General features: G+C 64.3%; 14 protein-coding genes. 7 read left to right on the top strand and 7 right to left on the bottom strand.

The features are described 5' to 3' along the window. The first annotated feature begins 105 nt into the window (after positions 1–105). Positions 106–540, top strand: a complete 435-nt coding sequence (locus JI744_RS08080; protein ID WP_202659278.1) for an RrF2 family transcriptional regulator — start codon at positions 106–108, stop codon at positions 538–540. A 3-nt stretch (positions 541–543) separates the two neighbouring features. Here JI744_RS08080 and cueR read toward each other — a convergent pair whose 3' ends face one another. Together cueR and JI744_RS08070 are read right to left on the bottom strand one after the other, a co-directional pair. Beyond that, positions 544–936, bottom strand: coding sequence for a Cu(I)-responsive transcriptional regulator (cueR, locus tag JI744_RS08075; RefSeq protein ID WP_202659276.1), 393 nt, complete (start codon positions 934–936; stop codon positions 544–546). Next, on the bottom strand, positions 936–3,284 hold the full coding sequence (locus JI744_RS08070) for a heavy metal translocating P-type ATPase (protein WP_236019322.1): 2,349 nt from the start codon (positions 3,282–3,284) through the stop codon (positions 936–938). The genes cueR and JI744_RS08070 overlap by 1 nt, the downstream gene beginning before the upstream one ends. Positions 3,285–3,444: 160 nt before the next feature. Between JI744_RS08070 and JI744_RS08065 the strand changes: the two genes are divergently transcribed. The 3 genes from JI744_RS08065 (at position 3,445) to JI744_RS08060 (ending at position 4,340) form a co-directional block, all read left to right on the top strand. Next, complete coding sequence (locus JI744_RS08065) at positions 3,445–3,651, top strand: heavy-metal-associated domain-containing protein (protein WP_202659272.1); 207 nt, start codon at positions 3,445–3,447, stop codon at positions 3,649–3,651. 159 nt (positions 3,652–3,810) lie between these two features. Next, entirely contained in the window at positions 3,811–3,936 is a 126-nt protein-coding gene (locus JI744_RS19230; protein ID WP_268885778.1) for a hypothetical protein, read from the top strand. A gap of 65 nt (positions 3,937–4,001) precedes the next feature. Continuing rightward, positions 4,002–4,340, top strand: coding sequence for a TfoX/Sxy family DNA transformation protein (locus JI744_RS08060; RefSeq protein ID WP_202659270.1), 339 nt, complete (start codon positions 4,002–4,004; stop codon positions 4,338–4,340). Here the strand turns inward: JI744_RS08060 and JI744_RS08055 are convergent. From JI744_RS08055 to JI744_RS08035, 5 genes are all read right to left on the bottom strand, one after another. After that, positions 4,337–4,912: a retropepsin-like aspartic protease family protein gene (locus JI744_RS08055; RefSeq protein ID WP_202659268.1), complete on the bottom strand. Its 576-nt coding sequence runs from the start codon at positions 4,910–4,912 to the stop codon at positions 4,337–4,339. The genes JI744_RS08060 and JI744_RS08055 overlap by 4 nt on opposite strands. 58 nt (positions 4,913–4,970) lie before the next feature. Further along, on the bottom strand, positions 4,971–5,585 hold the full coding sequence (locus JI744_RS08050; protein WP_202659266.1) for a MarC family protein: 615 nt from the start codon (positions 5,583–5,585) through the stop codon (positions 4,971–4,973). 252 nt (positions 5,586–5,837) lie between these two features. After that, a complete protein-coding gene (locus JI744_RS08045; protein ID WP_202659264.1) occupies positions 5,838–6,866 on the bottom strand; it encodes a fatty acid desaturase in 1,029 nt (342 codons plus the stop codon). A gap of 131 nt (positions 6,867–6,997) precedes the next feature. After that, the gene (locus JI744_RS08040) at positions 6,998–7,459 is read right to left on the bottom strand and encodes a DNA polymerase III subunit chi (RefSeq protein WP_202659262.1); all 462 of its coding nucleotides are present in this window, start codon (positions 7,457–7,459) and stop codon (positions 6,998–7,000) included. A 4-nt stretch (positions 7,460–7,463) separates the two neighbouring features. Continuing rightward, the gene (locus JI744_RS08035; protein ID WP_202659260.1) at positions 7,464–8,933 is read right to left on the bottom strand and encodes a leucyl aminopeptidase; all 1,470 of its coding nucleotides are present in this window, start codon (positions 8,931–8,933) and stop codon (positions 7,464–7,466) included. Positions 8,934–9,079: 146 nt separating this feature from the next. Between JI744_RS08035 and lptF the strand changes: the two genes are divergently transcribed. Genes lptF through JI744_RS08020 form a run of 3 tightly spaced genes read left to right on the top strand, consistent with a single transcriptional unit; the run spans position 9,080 to position 13,427 of the window. Beyond that, positions 9,080–10,204: an LPS export ABC transporter permease LptF gene (gene lptF, locus JI744_RS08030; protein WP_202659258.1), complete on the top strand. Its 1,125-nt coding sequence runs from the start codon at positions 9,080–9,082 to the stop codon at positions 10,202–10,204. After that, the gene (gene lptG, locus JI744_RS08025) at positions 10,201–11,289 is read left to right on the top strand and encodes an LPS export ABC transporter permease LptG (protein ID WP_202659256.1); all 1,089 of its coding nucleotides are present in this window, start codon (positions 10,201–10,203) and stop codon (positions 11,287–11,289) included. The genes lptF and lptG overlap by 4 nt, the downstream gene beginning before the upstream one ends. After that, entirely contained in the window at positions 11,289–13,427 is a 2,139-nt protein-coding gene (locus JI744_RS08020; RefSeq protein WP_202659254.1) for an LPS-assembly protein LptD, read from the top strand. The genes lptG and JI744_RS08020 overlap by 1 nt, the downstream gene beginning before the upstream one ends. The last annotated feature ends 1 nt before the right edge of the window (position 13,428 follow it).

The raw sequence follows: 13,428 nt of genomic DNA, 5'->3' as shown, positions 1-13,428 counted from the left end.
CAAACGCGCAACAAGAATGGCAGATAGCCGAACATGATCTGAATCAAATCATCCCGCAGCGACGCAGAGTAGTCTGTGCGCGACCTGATCTGCGGAGAGAGAGAGATGCGCCTGACAATCCGAACCAGCCTTGCGATGCGCACGCTGATGTTCTGCGCCGTGAATACCGGACGTATCGTGCGAAAACACGAGGTGGCCGAGGCTTGCGGCGCATCAGAGAACCATCTGGCGCAAGTGATCCACCTTTTGGCGCGCAAGGGGTATCTAAAGACCATCCGGGGCCGCGCGGGTGGGCTGATGCTGGCATTGCCGACCGACCAGATCCGCGTCGGGCAGGTCTTTCGCGATTTCGAAGGGGTGCTGCCGTTCACCGAATGCACCGATGGCGATCAGTCATCCTGCCCGCTGTCTGGCGTCTGCCAGTTGAAATGCGTGCTGGCCGACGCGTTGGAGGCGTTTTACGCCCGCCTCGATTCGGTTCTGCTGACCGATCTGGTCGCAGGAAATCATGGCCTGACCGAGTTGTTGAAGGTGGCCTGACCCTTAGACCACGCGCTCGGCTATGCCTTGCAGAATAGGGCAATCAGGCCGGTTGTCGCCTGCGCAGGCATGAACCAGATGTGAAAGCGTCGCCTGCATCGCCCGCAATTCGGCGATCTTGGCGGCAATGCGGTCCAGATGGCTTTCGGCCAGCTTTTTCACCTCGGCACTGGCGCGGGACTTGTCTTCGTACAGGGCCAGAAGGGCTCGGCACTCTTCGATGGTAAAGCCAAGGCCACGGGCATGGGCCAGAAACTGCAACTTTGCCGCATCGGCATCGGCAAAGCTGCGATAGCCGTTGGCGGCCCGTTTCGGCCGGATCAGGCCAATATCCTCATAATACCGGATCGTTTTGGCGGGCAGGCCCGCACGGGCGGCAACTTCCTTGATGTTCATCATCGTCTCCACCGTTTCAGACGCAAGGCATTGGACAGCACAAAGACCGACGACAGCGCCATGGCCCCAGCCGCCAGCATCGGCGACAGTTGCGGCCCGCCGAACGGCACCAAAGCGCCCGCCGCCACCGGAATCAACGCGGCATTATAGCCAAAGGCCCAAATCAGGTTTTGCCGAATATTGCGCATCACTGCGCGGGACAGACCGATGGCATCGACAACCCCCATCGGATCGCCGCGCATCAGCACCACCTCGCCGGCCTCGATGGCAACATCGGTGCCGGTGCCCATGGCAAGGCCCACCTCTGCGGCGGCCAGCGCGGGGGCATCGTTGATGCCGTCGCCGACAAAGGCAACCTTGCCGCCAAGGGCTGCCACCGCCTGCGCCTTGCCTTCGGGCAGAATGCCAGCGCGCACATCGGCAATGCCCAGATCGGCAGCAATGGCGCGCGCCGTGGCCTCGGCATCGCCAGTGATCATCGTGGCAGGCAGATCAAGGGCCGCCAGTGCCTGCACCGCCGGAGCCGCGCCTGCCTTGGGCTGATCGGCCACGGCAATCGCCGCCTCGGCCCGGCCAGCGCGACCGACGAACAGGACGCCCTGACCCTTGGATTGCGCGGTTGCGGCAAAATCGGCCAGCGCTTGGGGCACCTGTTCAAACAGCCGCGCCGATCCCACCTGAACCGTTACGCCGCCAATCTGACCCTGCGCGCCCCGCCCCGGCAGCGCCTGAAACCCGGCAATTGCAGCGGGGGGAATGCCCCGCGCCGCCGCCTCGGCCAGAATCGCCCCGGCAAGGGGGTGTTCGGATTGCGCCTCAACCCCTGCGGCCATGGCCAGCAGACCCGCATCATCGGGCAGCATCGCCACCACACGCGGATGCCCCTCGGTCAGCGTGCCGGTCTTGTCGAACGCCACGCCCGTCACCTCGGACAGGCGCTGCAACGCCTCACCCCGGCGAAACAGAACCCCCAGTTCCGCCGCCCGCCCGGTGCCGACCAGAATGGAAACCGGCGTCGCCAGACCCATCGCGCAGGGGCAGGCGATGATCAGCACCGCCACGCCCGCCACCAGCGCCTCGGCCATGCCAGGGCCAAAGGCCAGCCACAGCAGGGTTGTCAGCAGCGCAAGGCCCATCACCACCGGCACGAACCACAAGGTCACCCGATCGACCAGCGCCTGCACCGGCAGCTTGCCGCCCTGCGCCTCGGCGACCATGGCCGTAATGCGGGCCAGAACCGTGTGGGCCCCCACCGCCGAAACCCGCACGGTCATGGCGCCGGTGCCATTCACCGTGCCGCCGGTCACCGTACTGCCCGGCCCTTTGGCCACCGGCAGCGGCTCTCCGGTCAGCATGGATTCGTCTACAGTCGATTGACCCATCGTCACCTCGCCATCGGTGGGCAGCCGTTCGCCCGGGCGGATCAGGATCAGATCGCCCGGCACCAGCAGGGCCACCGCCACCTCGGTTCCGTCCACGCGCCGGGCGGTTTTGGGCTGCAACCCCACCAGCCGAGCAATCGCCGCCCCCGCCCGGCCCCGCGCCCGCGCCTCCAGACTGCGCCCCAGCAGGATCAGCGCGACAATCACGCTGGCCGCCTCGAAATACACCGCGCGCGAAGGTTCGGGGATCAGCGATGGCAGGAAGGTCACCACGCTGGAATAGGCCCAAGCCGCCAGAGTGCCAACCGCGACAAGGCTGTTCATGTCGGGCGAGAGCCGCGCCAGCGCGGGCAAGCCTTTCACAAAGAACCGCCGCCCCGGCAGCAGCAGCGTCAGGCTGGCCAGCACGAATTCCACCTGCCACAGCAGCGGCAGCCCGATGGTCATGTGCAGCCAGTGGTGAAAGGCGGGAAAGGCGTGCCCCCCCATTTCGGCCACGAAAACCGGCGCGGCCAAAGCCGCCGCCAGCGCGGTTTGGCGCCACAGCCTGCGTTCCTCCCCATGCGGGTCGGTGGCGGGCGTTTCGGCCAGCAGGCTGGCCTGATAACCCGCCCGCGTCACCGCAGCGGCCAGCGTGGCGGGGTCGGCGTCGCCCCACAGCACCACCTGCGCCTGCCGCGTTGCCAGATTGGCGGTAGCGCTTGCTACCCCGGCCTGAGCCTTCAGCACCCGTTCCACCCGGCCGGTGCAGGCGGCGCAGGTCATCCCTTCGACCGCCAGCGTGACGGTGGATTGCCGTGCCGGATACCCAGCCTTTGACAGCGCGCTGGCCATGGCATCGGGCGTGGCAGGGTCATGAAACGCCACATCGGCGGTTTCGGCCGCAAGGTTGACCGAGGCACTTTCCACCCCGTCCTGCGCCCGCAGCACCCGCTCTGCCCGCGCCACACAGGATGCGCAGGTCATACCCTCAAGATGGAAACGGATTGTTTTCGACATCGGGAAACTCCTTCCCCATGCCATATGGGCCTTCCTGTGACGGGAAGGTCAAGGCCCGAAAATAGTTTTTCCGCCCCTTGACCTTCCCCCCGCCGGAACCCCCATATCGGGGCAAATGGAGGTTCCCATGACCCGTCTTTCCGTGCCTGATATGACCTGTGGCCACTGCAAAGCCTCTGTCGAGGCGGCGCTTTCGCATATACCGGGTGCAGCACCCGTCACCGTCAACCTTGGCACGAAAGAGGTGGAGGTGGGCGGCACCGCCCCCGCCGACACCCTGATCCGGGCGCTGGACGAGATCGGGTTTCCGGCCCGTATCGTCCCCGTGTCGTAACGGCAATCTGATCGAACTATCTGCTTTCTCCCCGTTGCCGATGTCGCTGATAGGGTTTATTTAGCCGTAATTCCGCCCCCGGACCGGCCTTGATGTGCCGTTAAGGCACGGCAGGATGACAAGGATGGCGAACGCCACCGCAGCGAACCGGAGCAGACGATGTCGAATACCCCCGCGCCCCAGCAAGGCGGCCAGCAGACCGCCCCGCAACAGCAGGGCCAGCAGCAAGGCACCACACAGCAACAGGGCCAGCAGCCCGTGTTCCGTGACTGGGCCGCAATCTGAGATTTTGCCCTTGAGGGCAGGATGGGCCAGCCGTTAGGCTGGCCCTGTTCATTTCAGGCCCGCCAATGTCCTTACCCGTTTCCTCGATCCCCAACCTTGGACCCGCAACCGAGGCGGCCTATGCCCGCGCCGGCATTACCACCGCCGAGGAAATCCGCCAGATCGGCCCCGATGCCGCCTATCTGCGGCTGTTGCAGGCGGGCGAGATGCCGCATTTCATCGGTTATTACGTTCTGGTCATGGGCCTTCAGGGCCGCCCCTGGACCGATTGTCAGGGCGAAGAGAAAAAGCGCCTGCGCATCCGCTTTGACGCGATCAAAGCCGAAGCCAAGGCCAGCAGCGCGGGCCAGCGGTCAGAGCTGGAGGCGGCGCTGAACGCCCTTGGCGTGGTGCCCAAACGCTAACGGCGCAGCTTCATCCGGTCGCCGTCAATCTCGATGCGAAAGCGGCCCAGATAATCCATGCCCAAGAGCGACACATCCATATCTGCCTCGTTCACCCAGACTGGCACGTCGGTATCCTGAAATGGCCCCAGCGACAGGCTGGCAAGGGTGGTTCGCGCCGTGCGCACCACGCCATTCGCCGTCATCGCCTGCCCGATGTAAACTAGCGCGGCGGTATCGATGCCCAGCTTACGCGCATCACGCGGCGACAGAACTACATTCGTCGCCCCCGTATCGGCCAGCACCTGAAGGCCGGTGCCGTTGGCGGTTATATGGGCATAGTAATGGCCATCCTCGGCGCGCGGCAAAATCAGCTCTCCACTTTGCGTGACCATCTGTTGTGGCAACACATCGCGTCGGATGTCCTTCCACAGCCCATAGCCCGCCATCACGCCCAGAAAGATCAACCCCCAAGCCATGCCCAGCCGCAAGGTCTGCCCCATGCGTTGGCGAAATTCGACAATCACCCAGCCGCCCACCGCAGCAAGCAGCAGCGCCAGATACAGAAATCGCCCGAGAATTTCGCCGTCCATTCCGCCCTCCTGGCCCGCTCTCCTGCCTGGTGACCTACAGATAGGCGGGGCGCAGGGGCTAAACCAGCCCCGTCCCCTTGACCCCGTCGATCACGAACTGCACCGACAGCGCCGCCAGCAGCATGCCCAAAAGCCGGGTGATCACGATGGTGCCGGTGCGGCCCAGCAGCCGCTCCATCGGCGGGGAGGCCAGCAGAAACAGAAAGGTCACCACCATCATCGCCAGCATCAGTCCGATGATGGCAAAGGCACCGGCCCAACCATTGCCCGCCTGCCCCACCAGCAGGATCATCGAGGCAATCGCCCCCGGCCCGGCAATCAGCGGCGTCGCAAGGGGAAAGACCGAAGGGTCGTGGTCAGGCTCTGCCTGCTGGCCTTCACGCCGCTGGGTGCGCCGTTCAAACAGCATGTCCAGCGCGGTCAGAAACAGCAGAATGCCGCCCGCAATGCGGAACGCGGGCATCGAGATACCGACAAAGCCCAGAATGGATTCGCCCGCAAGGCCAAAGATCGTCAGCAGGAATGACGCGATCAGGCAGGCACGCGACGCCATGGCGCGCCGCCGCTCTGGCCCCATGCCCCGCGTCAGGGCGATGAACAGCGGCACCAGACCGGGCGGATCGATGACCACGAACAACGTGGCAAAGGCGGTGATAAGAAAGGCTGTTTCCATGGCCGGATGCTACGCCGCGCAAGGACCGTGTGTCGAGGGCGATGGTTTGACACGCACGCCATGTGTAGCTAAGGCGACAGCCCCGCGGAGAGGTTAACCCCTGACCTTTGGCAGCAGGACGCACACACCGCCCACCGGGATCGTGCCTAGTAAGCGGCCCGAAAGGGTCGATCTGATCAGCGTTTCGGGGGTCAGCCAAACTTCTGGCCCCATCTCGCCACGCGCATGAATTATCGCCATGCGCCGCAGGCGTCAGGCCGCGCCATACAACCGCCGTGCCTCGCGGAACGACATCAGGCGGCTCGACTTTTCATCCCACAAATGCAGGTTCACCGACCGCAGGCTTTGCAGCAGGGTCAGGCGCTGCACCTGCGCCAGCCCGGCATTGTCGCGCAGCACTTCGGGCAGGCGATAGAACGGGATGCGGCTGTACAGGTGATGGACATGGTGGATGCCAATGTTGGCCGACAGCCAGCGCAACGGCTGCGGCAGGACATAATGCGACGACCCGGCCAGCGCCGCCTCGTGCAACTGCCAGTCATCGCCCTTGGCCCAATGGGTTTCCTCGAACTGATGCTGCACGAAGAACAGCCAGACGCCTATTGCGCCCGCCAGAATCGAGGTCGGCAGAAAGATCAGCAGGAGCGGCATCGGCCCGCCAAACCACACCATCGCCCCCAGAATCACCGCCAGCGCCAGATTGGTGCCCCCCGCCGATCCCCAGAACCGCCAGCCAGACCGCATCAGGCCAACCGGCAGGCGGTTTTGCAGGATGAACAGATAGATCGGCCCGATCACGAACAGCACGATGGGGTGACGGTACATCCGGTACATCAGCCGCCCGAATTTGCCCCGGCTTTGATATTCCTCGACCGTCAGCGTCAGCACATCGCCAATGCCGCGCTGGTCAAGGTTACCGTGCTGGGCATGGTGCAACGCATGCGTGCGCCGCCAGACATCATAGGGCGTCAGCGTCAGCACGCCAAGGCAGCGGCCGACCCAATCCTGCACCTGGCGATTCTTGAAAAAAGAGGCATGGCCGCAATCGTGCTGGATGCAAAACAGCCGTACCAGAAAGAACGCGTTGATCAGGGCAAGCACCAGAGTCAGCCAATAGCTGACAGACAGCGACAGCCACGCCAGCACCCACAGCGCCACAAAGGGCACAAGCGTTATCACAAGCTCCAGCACGCTGCGGCCCACCGACGGCTCGCGGTATTTCGCCAGGATCTGCACCCACTCGCGCGCCTGCTGCGCGGCGGAACTGCCTGATGAATTCATAGATCGCGCCCTTACGCCTGCCCGTTACGCCGTGGGCGCTATCATGGAAATGGCCGGTGCGATACCGCCCCGGTGATTTTTTGCCGTACAGAATGACGTGGCAGGTGGCCGCAGTTCTGACCGGGGGCATTCTAACCGGGCTTCCGCTCGGTCTTCATCTGCCAACGGCCGGTTTCTTCGCTCCAATACTGCAAGGTCAGCCCGCCACCGGCCAGCCGGGTCCAAAGCGCCCGTGCCCGCACAACCGCCGCTTCGTCATTGCCGTCAAAGATCACCCAAAGCCGCTCGCTGGCGTCCTCTCCGGGCAAGGGTTCGGCCCCGTCGATCAGCGCCACGGCCTGCGGGGAATTGACCGCAGGACCAAGCCCCATCAGCACCGGTTGCAAGGCGTCATGGGGCCCGCCCTCCAGCCCGTGAGGCAAAAAGCCGTCTTCCGGCTCTTGCCACAGGCGGGTGTCAATCCGCTCCAGCGCGGCGCGGTCGGTGCCGCGCAGCATCACCCGCCAGCCCTGCGCCACGGCGCGGGGCAGCAGGGTTTGCAGCGTGTCAAACACGCCCGACCGCGTCAGGTGATAGAACATCGCCTGACCCATCGGGTTACTTCACCTCGTATTTGTCGCGGATCAGCCGGTTCAGAGCCAGAACGCCCCAGCCCGTCGCCCCTTTGGGGGCCAACGTGCTGTCGGATTTCAACAAGGCGGTTCCCGCGATATCAAGGTGAATCCACGGCATCCCGTCTTTCACAAAGCGGCGGATGAACTGCGCCGCTGTGATCGCCCCGCCATCGCGGCCCCCGATGTTCATCATATCGGCAATCCGCGATTTCAGCTTGGCGTCATAGGCATCGCCCATCGGCATCCGCCAGGCGCCCTCGCCCTCGGCCTTTGCCGCGGCAAGAAAGCTGTCGCAAAAGGCGTCGTCGTTGGAAAAGACGCCGGTATGCTCATGGCCAAGCGCCACGATGATCGCTCCGGTCAGCGTGGCCAGATCGATGATGCCGCTGGGCTGAAAGCGGTCCTGCGCATACCAGATCACATCGGCCAACACCAAGCGCCCCTCGGCGTCGGTGTTGATCACCTCGACCGTGTCGCCCTTCATGGTGCGCACAACATCACCGGGGCGCTGGGCGCGGCCATCGGGCATGTTTTCCACCAGCCCGACCAGCCCGACCACATTGGCCCTGGCCTTGCGCAAGGCCAGTGTGCGCATGACACCCGCCACCACGCCCGCGCCGCCCATATCCATCGTCATCTCTTCCATGCCACCCGCAGGCTTGATGGAAATGCCGCCGGTATCGAACACCACACCCTTGCCCACCAGAGCCAAGGGCGGCTCGTCTCCGCCGCCCCTCCACTCCATCACCACCACTTTCGACGGGCTTTCAGACCCCTGCCCCACGCCCAGCAATGCGCCCATGCCAAGGCGGGTCAACTGATCCTCTTCGAGAATCTCGACGTTCAGGCCCAGTTCGTGCATCGCGGCCAGACGGGCAGCAAAGTCATGCGTGGTCAGAATGTTGGCCGGTTCATTCACCAGATCGCGGGTGAAAAAGATGCCCTCGGCAAGGGCCGCCAGCGGCGCGGCCTCTGCCGCAATCGCCTCTGGTGCGGTGACGGCCAGCGTGACGGCACCCGGGGCTTTTTTTTCGCCCGATTTGTGCGGCGTAAAGTCATAAGCCCGCGCGGCAAGCCCGAACGACAGTTCGGCGGCGCTGCGATGGCCTTCGGCCAGAACCAGTAAAGGTGCCTCGGTCAGGGCCCGCCCGATGGCACCGCCCGCCTTGCGCGCCTCGGCGGCGCTGGCCTTTTTCGGCAGCCGCACCAGTTGCAGCGCATCCGCCGCCAGCCCGGCGGGAAAGGCCAGCTCCAGCGTCTCACCCGGTTTCACCTTGCCCCATGCGTCCGAAGCCAGCACCCGTGCCAAGCCACCGCGCATCTGCCGGTCAATCCGGCGCGCCGCAGGCGTGGCGGGTGCCGCGCCGTCGCAGATCAGGGCAATGCGCCCCTTGCGCTGGCCCAGCCCGTCCAGATCGGGCGCGTCAAAGGTGATGGCGACGGGGGTGGTCATGGCAATCTCCGGCAAGTGCACGACGTATGTCGCGCAGGGTTCCGCGCAAGGCTAGCGAAGGCCCCCGCCCTTTGCCAGATACGAGTTTTCCTTTGCGACCATTTCCGTTAAGCTATGTGCAACGATAAAAATAAGGGCTGTGGGGCGTGCCGAGATTTGACCGATACCTGTTATCGCAACTGCTTGCGGTATTTGGTTTTTTCTCGCTTGTCATGGTTGCCGTCTATTGGGTCAACCGCGCGGTGCGCTTGTTTGACCAGTTGATCGGCGATGGCCAGTCGGCATTGGTGTTTCTGGAATTCTCGCTTTTGACGCTGCCGAATGTCATCCGGCTGGTGTTGCCCCTGTCAGCCTTTGCCGCCGCCGTCTATGTCGCCAATCGCCTGACCCGCGAAAGCGAGCTGGTGGTGATGCAGGCGACCGGATTTTCGCCTTATCGGATGGCGCGGCCCGTGTTGTGGTTCGGGCTGTGCGTGGCGCTGATGATGGGGGTCCTGATGCACCTTCTTGTGCCGCTGTCGCGCGCCGCCCTTGCCGAACGCACGGCCGAGATTTCACAGAACGCTTCTGCCCGTTATCTGGCAGAGGGCACCTTTACCCATCCCTCGCGCGGCCTGACCCTGTACATCCGCGAGATTGCGGCCACGGGAGAGTTGCTGGACATGTTTCTGGCCGATGACCGCCTGCCCGACCAACGCACTGTCTATACCGCGAAAAAGGCGCTGTTTGCCCGCACCGACAGCGGGCCGAAACTGCTGATGTTCGACGGCGCGGCCCAAACGGTGGAAACCGCGACCAAGCGGCTGACGCTGACGCGGTTTGCCGATTTCACCTATGATTTCGCGGGCCTGATGGCCGACACCCGCCCCAAGCAGCGCACGATTGACGAATTGTCCACGCTGGACCTGCTGGCCGCCGACCCGGCGCTGGTCGCGGAAACCGGCGCAACCACATCCGAGTTCCGCTTTGACGGCCATTCGCGCTTTGCCCAGCCGCTGCTGGCGGTAGGCTCTGCCCTGATCGGCTATGCCGCGCTGATGATCGGCGCATTCAGCCGCTTTGGCCTGTGGCGCCAGATCGGGGTGGCGGTGGTATTGCTGCTCGCGGTGCAGGGTGTGGCAACGGCGTCAACCGATCTTGGCCTGCAATCGCCGCAGGGCTGGGTCTGGGCCTATGCCGCACCATGTGTCGCCCTGCTGGCGGGATTCGCGCTGCTGTGGCTGGCCGCGCGCCCGAAACGCCGACCCCGCAGCGCAGAGGTGGCGGCATGACCCTTAGCCTCTATTTCGCGCGCCGGTTTCTGTGGACATTTGCCCTGGTCTTCGGGGTGTTCTTTGGCCTTTTGCTGCTGATCGACGTGATTGATCAGTTGCGCCGCGGTGCGGGCGACATGGCGGTTTCGCGCGCGGCCTATCTGGCACTGATGAATGCACCGCAAAGCCTGTATGGCATTCTGCCGCTGATCGTCATTCTGTCGGCCATTGCGCTGTTTCTGGCACTGGCCCGGTCATCCGAACTGGTTGCGGTGCGCGCGGCGGGCCGGTCGGGCCTGCGCTTTCTGGTGGCGCCATTTGTTGCTGCGTTGGTGGTGGGGCTTTTGGCGGTGGCAGTGCTGGACCCGTTGGTCGCCGCCACGTCAAAGGAATACGCCCGGATAGCGGGCAGTGCCGGGGGCCAATCAGTGCTGTCTGTCACCTCCGAAGGGCTGTGGATGCGGCAGGGGGATGACAAGGGCCAGTCGGTCATCCGCGCCGCGCGCGCCGCCCCTGATGGCAGCAGGCTGGATGATGTGTCCTTCTTCCTCTTTTCACCCGAAGGTCTGGCGATTGGCCGGATCGAGGCGAAATCGGCAGAATTGCAAGCCAGCAACTGGGTGCTGACCGGCGCGAAACACTGGGATCTGACCGCCTCCAACCCCGAAGCCACGGCAAAGGCGCAGCCAGATGGTACCCGCCTGCCGACCGACCTGACGCCCCAGCGCATCCGCGACGGTTTCGGAGAGCCGTCAACCATCGCTTTTTGGGATTTGCCCAAGTATATCCGGGAACTGGAAGACGCCGGTTTTTCGGCGCGCAACTATCGGGTCTGGATGCAGATGGAGCTTGCCTTGCCGCTGTTGCTAGGTGCCATGGTGCTGGTGGCGGCAGGCTTTACCATGCGTCACGCCCGGTTTGGCAAAACCGGGCAACTGACCCTGCTGGCGCTGGCCTCGGGATTCGCGCTGTTCTTTTTGCGCAACTTTGCCCAGGTGCTGGGCGAAAATGGCCAGATCCCCATTCTGGCCGCAGCATGGAGCCCGCCTGTCGCGGCCCTGTTGCTGTCTATCGCACTTCTTCTGCATGTGGAGGATGGCTGATGCGCCGCTTCGCCGCCCTTCTTGGCCTGCTGCTGACCACCGCCCTGACCTCGCCGCTTCAGGCGCAGGAAAGGGCGACACTGGTGGCCGATGGCCTGCAAATCCAGTCGGATTCCGTGCTGGTGGCCGATGGCCATGTGGAAATCTTTTACAAGGGCCAACGGCTTACCGCGCAGCGCGTGGTTTATGACCGCGCGGCCGACCGGCTGGAGATTACCGGCCCGATCCGCATTGACGATGGCAATGGCACCGTGGTTCTGGCCGATCAGGCCAGCCTGAAGGCCGATATGACCGAAGGGCTTATCACCTCGGCCCGCGTCGTGCTGGACCAGCAGTTGCAACTGGCTGCCGCCGACATGCAGCGCGTCAGCGGGCGCTATACCGCTCTGCGCCGGGTTGCCGCGTCATCGTGCAAAATCTGCGAAGGGGGCGACACGCCTCTGTGGGAAATTCGCGCCAGCCGCGTGGTGCACGATCAGCAGGAACGCCAGCTTTACTTCAGCGATGCGCAGTTCAGGCTGGGCGGTGTGCCGGTGTTCTACATTCCGCGGCTGCGGATGCCCGACCCGACGCTGCACCGCGCTGACGGCTTTCTGATGCCGAAATGGACCAACAGTTCCAAGATCGGCGCGGGCATCTGGACGCCCTATTTCCTGACGCTGGGCGACAGCCGCGATCTGTTGATCACCCCCTTCTTGTCCACCGGATCAACCCGCGCCGTGCATTTGCGCTATCGGCAGGAATTCCAGAGCGGCAATCTTGAACTCTTGTTCCACGGCGCAAGAGACAACATCCGCCCCGATCACCTGCGCGGTTATACCACGGCGGATGGCGCCTTCGATCTGCCGCGCGGCTTTCAGTTGACGTTCCACACCGCCTTGGCCAGCGATGACGGCTATCTGCTGGATTACGGCGTCAGCGACGAAGACCGTTTGCTGAGCGAAGCCGAAGTCGCCCGCACCCGGCGTGACGAATATATCTCTGCCCGGCTGATCGGGGTGCAGACGCTGCGCGCGGGCGAGGATGGATCGACAATCCCCTCGGTCATCACCGATGCAATCTGGGCGCGGCGCTTCAACTATGGGCCTTTTGGTGGACAGGGCGGACTGGCCCTGCAACTGCACAGCCATGCCCGCACCTCTACCTTTGCGTTCGATACCGATGGCGATGGCATCGCTGACGGGCGCGACACGTCGCGCGCCTCGTTGCGGGGCGACTGGCGGCGCGACTGGCTGCTGCCCGCTGGCATGGTGGGTGCGCTGATGGCAGAAGGGCGCGCCGATCTTTACTCGATCGGGCAGGATGATGCGGTCAACGGCACCGATGCACGGCTGTGGAGCGCGGTGGCAGCAGAACTACGCTGGCCTTGGGTGAAATCGGGTGCCGATGGTTCGGGTCAGGTGATCGAACCTGTGGTGCAACTGGTTCTGGCACCCGGCGGCAGCGACAGCATTCCGAATGAGGATTCGGTGCTTGTCGAATTCGACGAAGGCAACCTGTTCGCGCTGAACCGCTATCCCGGTGCCGATGCGGTGGAGCGTGGGGCGCGGGCCAATATCGGTGTGAACTACCTGCGCCACGACCCCGATGGCTGGACCCTTGGCATCACCGCAGGCAGGGTGTTTCGCGCCGAGGATCTGGGCCAATTCAACCTGGCGTCGGGTCTGTCGGGCGCGCAGTCGGACTGGCTGGCGGCCTGGCAGGTCTCCTTGCCGGGGGGCATGTCGCTGACCAACCGGCTGGTGATGGATGATGACCTGTCGCTGACCAAGGGCGAATTGCGGCTGGGCCTGACAGGCGACCGCTATTCCCTTTCGGGCGGCTATGTCTATGTCAAGGCAGACCCGACCGAAAGCCGCACGATCCGCACCGAGGAACTGGTTTTCGACGGCACGATGAAGGTGACCAGCGGCTGGAACGCGCGCGTCACCAGCCGCTACGATCTGGTGCAGGACCGCGCCTCGCGGCTGGGGGGCAACCTGACCTTCCGCAATGAATGCATCGCGGTCGATCTTTCTCTCTCGCGTCGGTTCACGTCCTCCTCTAGTGTGACGCCGACAACGGAATACGGCCTGTCAGTAGAGCTTTTGGGCTTTGGCAGCGGACAGGCGGGCAGCGCGCGGCAATGCCGGGGCTGAC

The sequence above is a fragment of the Fuscibacter oryzae genome (genome assembly GCF_016765795.1).
GTDB lineage: Bacteria > Pseudomonadota > Alphaproteobacteria > Rhodobacterales > Rhodobacteraceae > Fuscibacter > Fuscibacter oryzae.
The sequence above is the reverse complement of the archived record's forward strand: the minus strand, read 5'-3'. Positions and strand labels throughout refer to the sequence as shown.

Excerpts from the sequence above, each read along its gene's own strand:
- JI744_RS19230 (WP_268885778.1), top strand. The coding sequence starts at position 3,811 with ATGTCGAATACCCCCGCGCCCCAGCAAGGCGGCCAGCAGACCGCCCCG.
- JI744_RS08080 (WP_202659278.1), top strand. The coding sequence starts at position 106 with ATGCGCCTGACAATCCGAACCAGCCTTGCGATGCGCACGCTGATGTTC.
- JI744_RS08045 (WP_202659264.1), bottom strand. The coding sequence starts at position 6,866 with ATGAATTCATCAGGCAGTTCCGCCGCGCAGCAGGCGCGCGAGTGGGTG.
- JI744_RS08055 (WP_202659268.1), bottom strand. The coding sequence starts at position 4,912 with ATGGACGGCGAAATTCTCGGGCGATTTCTGTATCTGGCGCTGCTGCTT.
- JI744_RS08035 (WP_202659260.1), bottom strand. The coding sequence starts at position 8,933 with ATGACCACCCCCGTCGCCATCACCTTTGACGCGCCCGATCTGGACGGG.
- JI744_RS08065 (WP_202659272.1), top strand. The coding sequence starts at position 3,445 with ATGACCCGTCTTTCCGTGCCTGATATGACCTGTGGCCACTGCAAAGCC.
- JI744_RS08020 (WP_202659254.1), top strand. The coding sequence starts at position 11,289 with ATGCGCCGCTTCGCCGCCCTTCTTGGCCTGCTGCTGACCACCGCCCTG.
- lptG (WP_202659256.1), top strand. The coding sequence starts at position 10,201 with ATGACCCTTAGCCTCTATTTCGCGCGCCGGTTTCTGTGGACATTTGCC.
- JI744_RS08040 (WP_202659262.1), bottom strand. The coding sequence starts at position 7,459 with ATGGGTCAGGCGATGTTCTATCACCTGACGCGGTCGGGCGTGTTTGAC.
- JI744_RS08070 (WP_236019322.1), bottom strand. The coding sequence starts at position 3,284 with ATGACCTGCGCATCCTGTGTGGCGCGGGCAGAGCGGGTGCTGCGGGCG.
- JI744_RS08060 (WP_202659270.1), top strand. The coding sequence starts at position 4,002 with ATGTCCTTACCCGTTTCCTCGATCCCCAACCTTGGACCCGCAACCGAG.
- JI744_RS08050 (WP_202659266.1), bottom strand. The coding sequence starts at position 5,585 with ATGGAAACAGCCTTTCTTATCACCGCCTTTGCCACGTTGTTCGTGGTC.
- cueR (WP_202659276.1), bottom strand. The coding sequence starts at position 936 with ATGAACATCAAGGAAGTTGCCGCCCGTGCGGGCCTGCCCGCCAAAACG.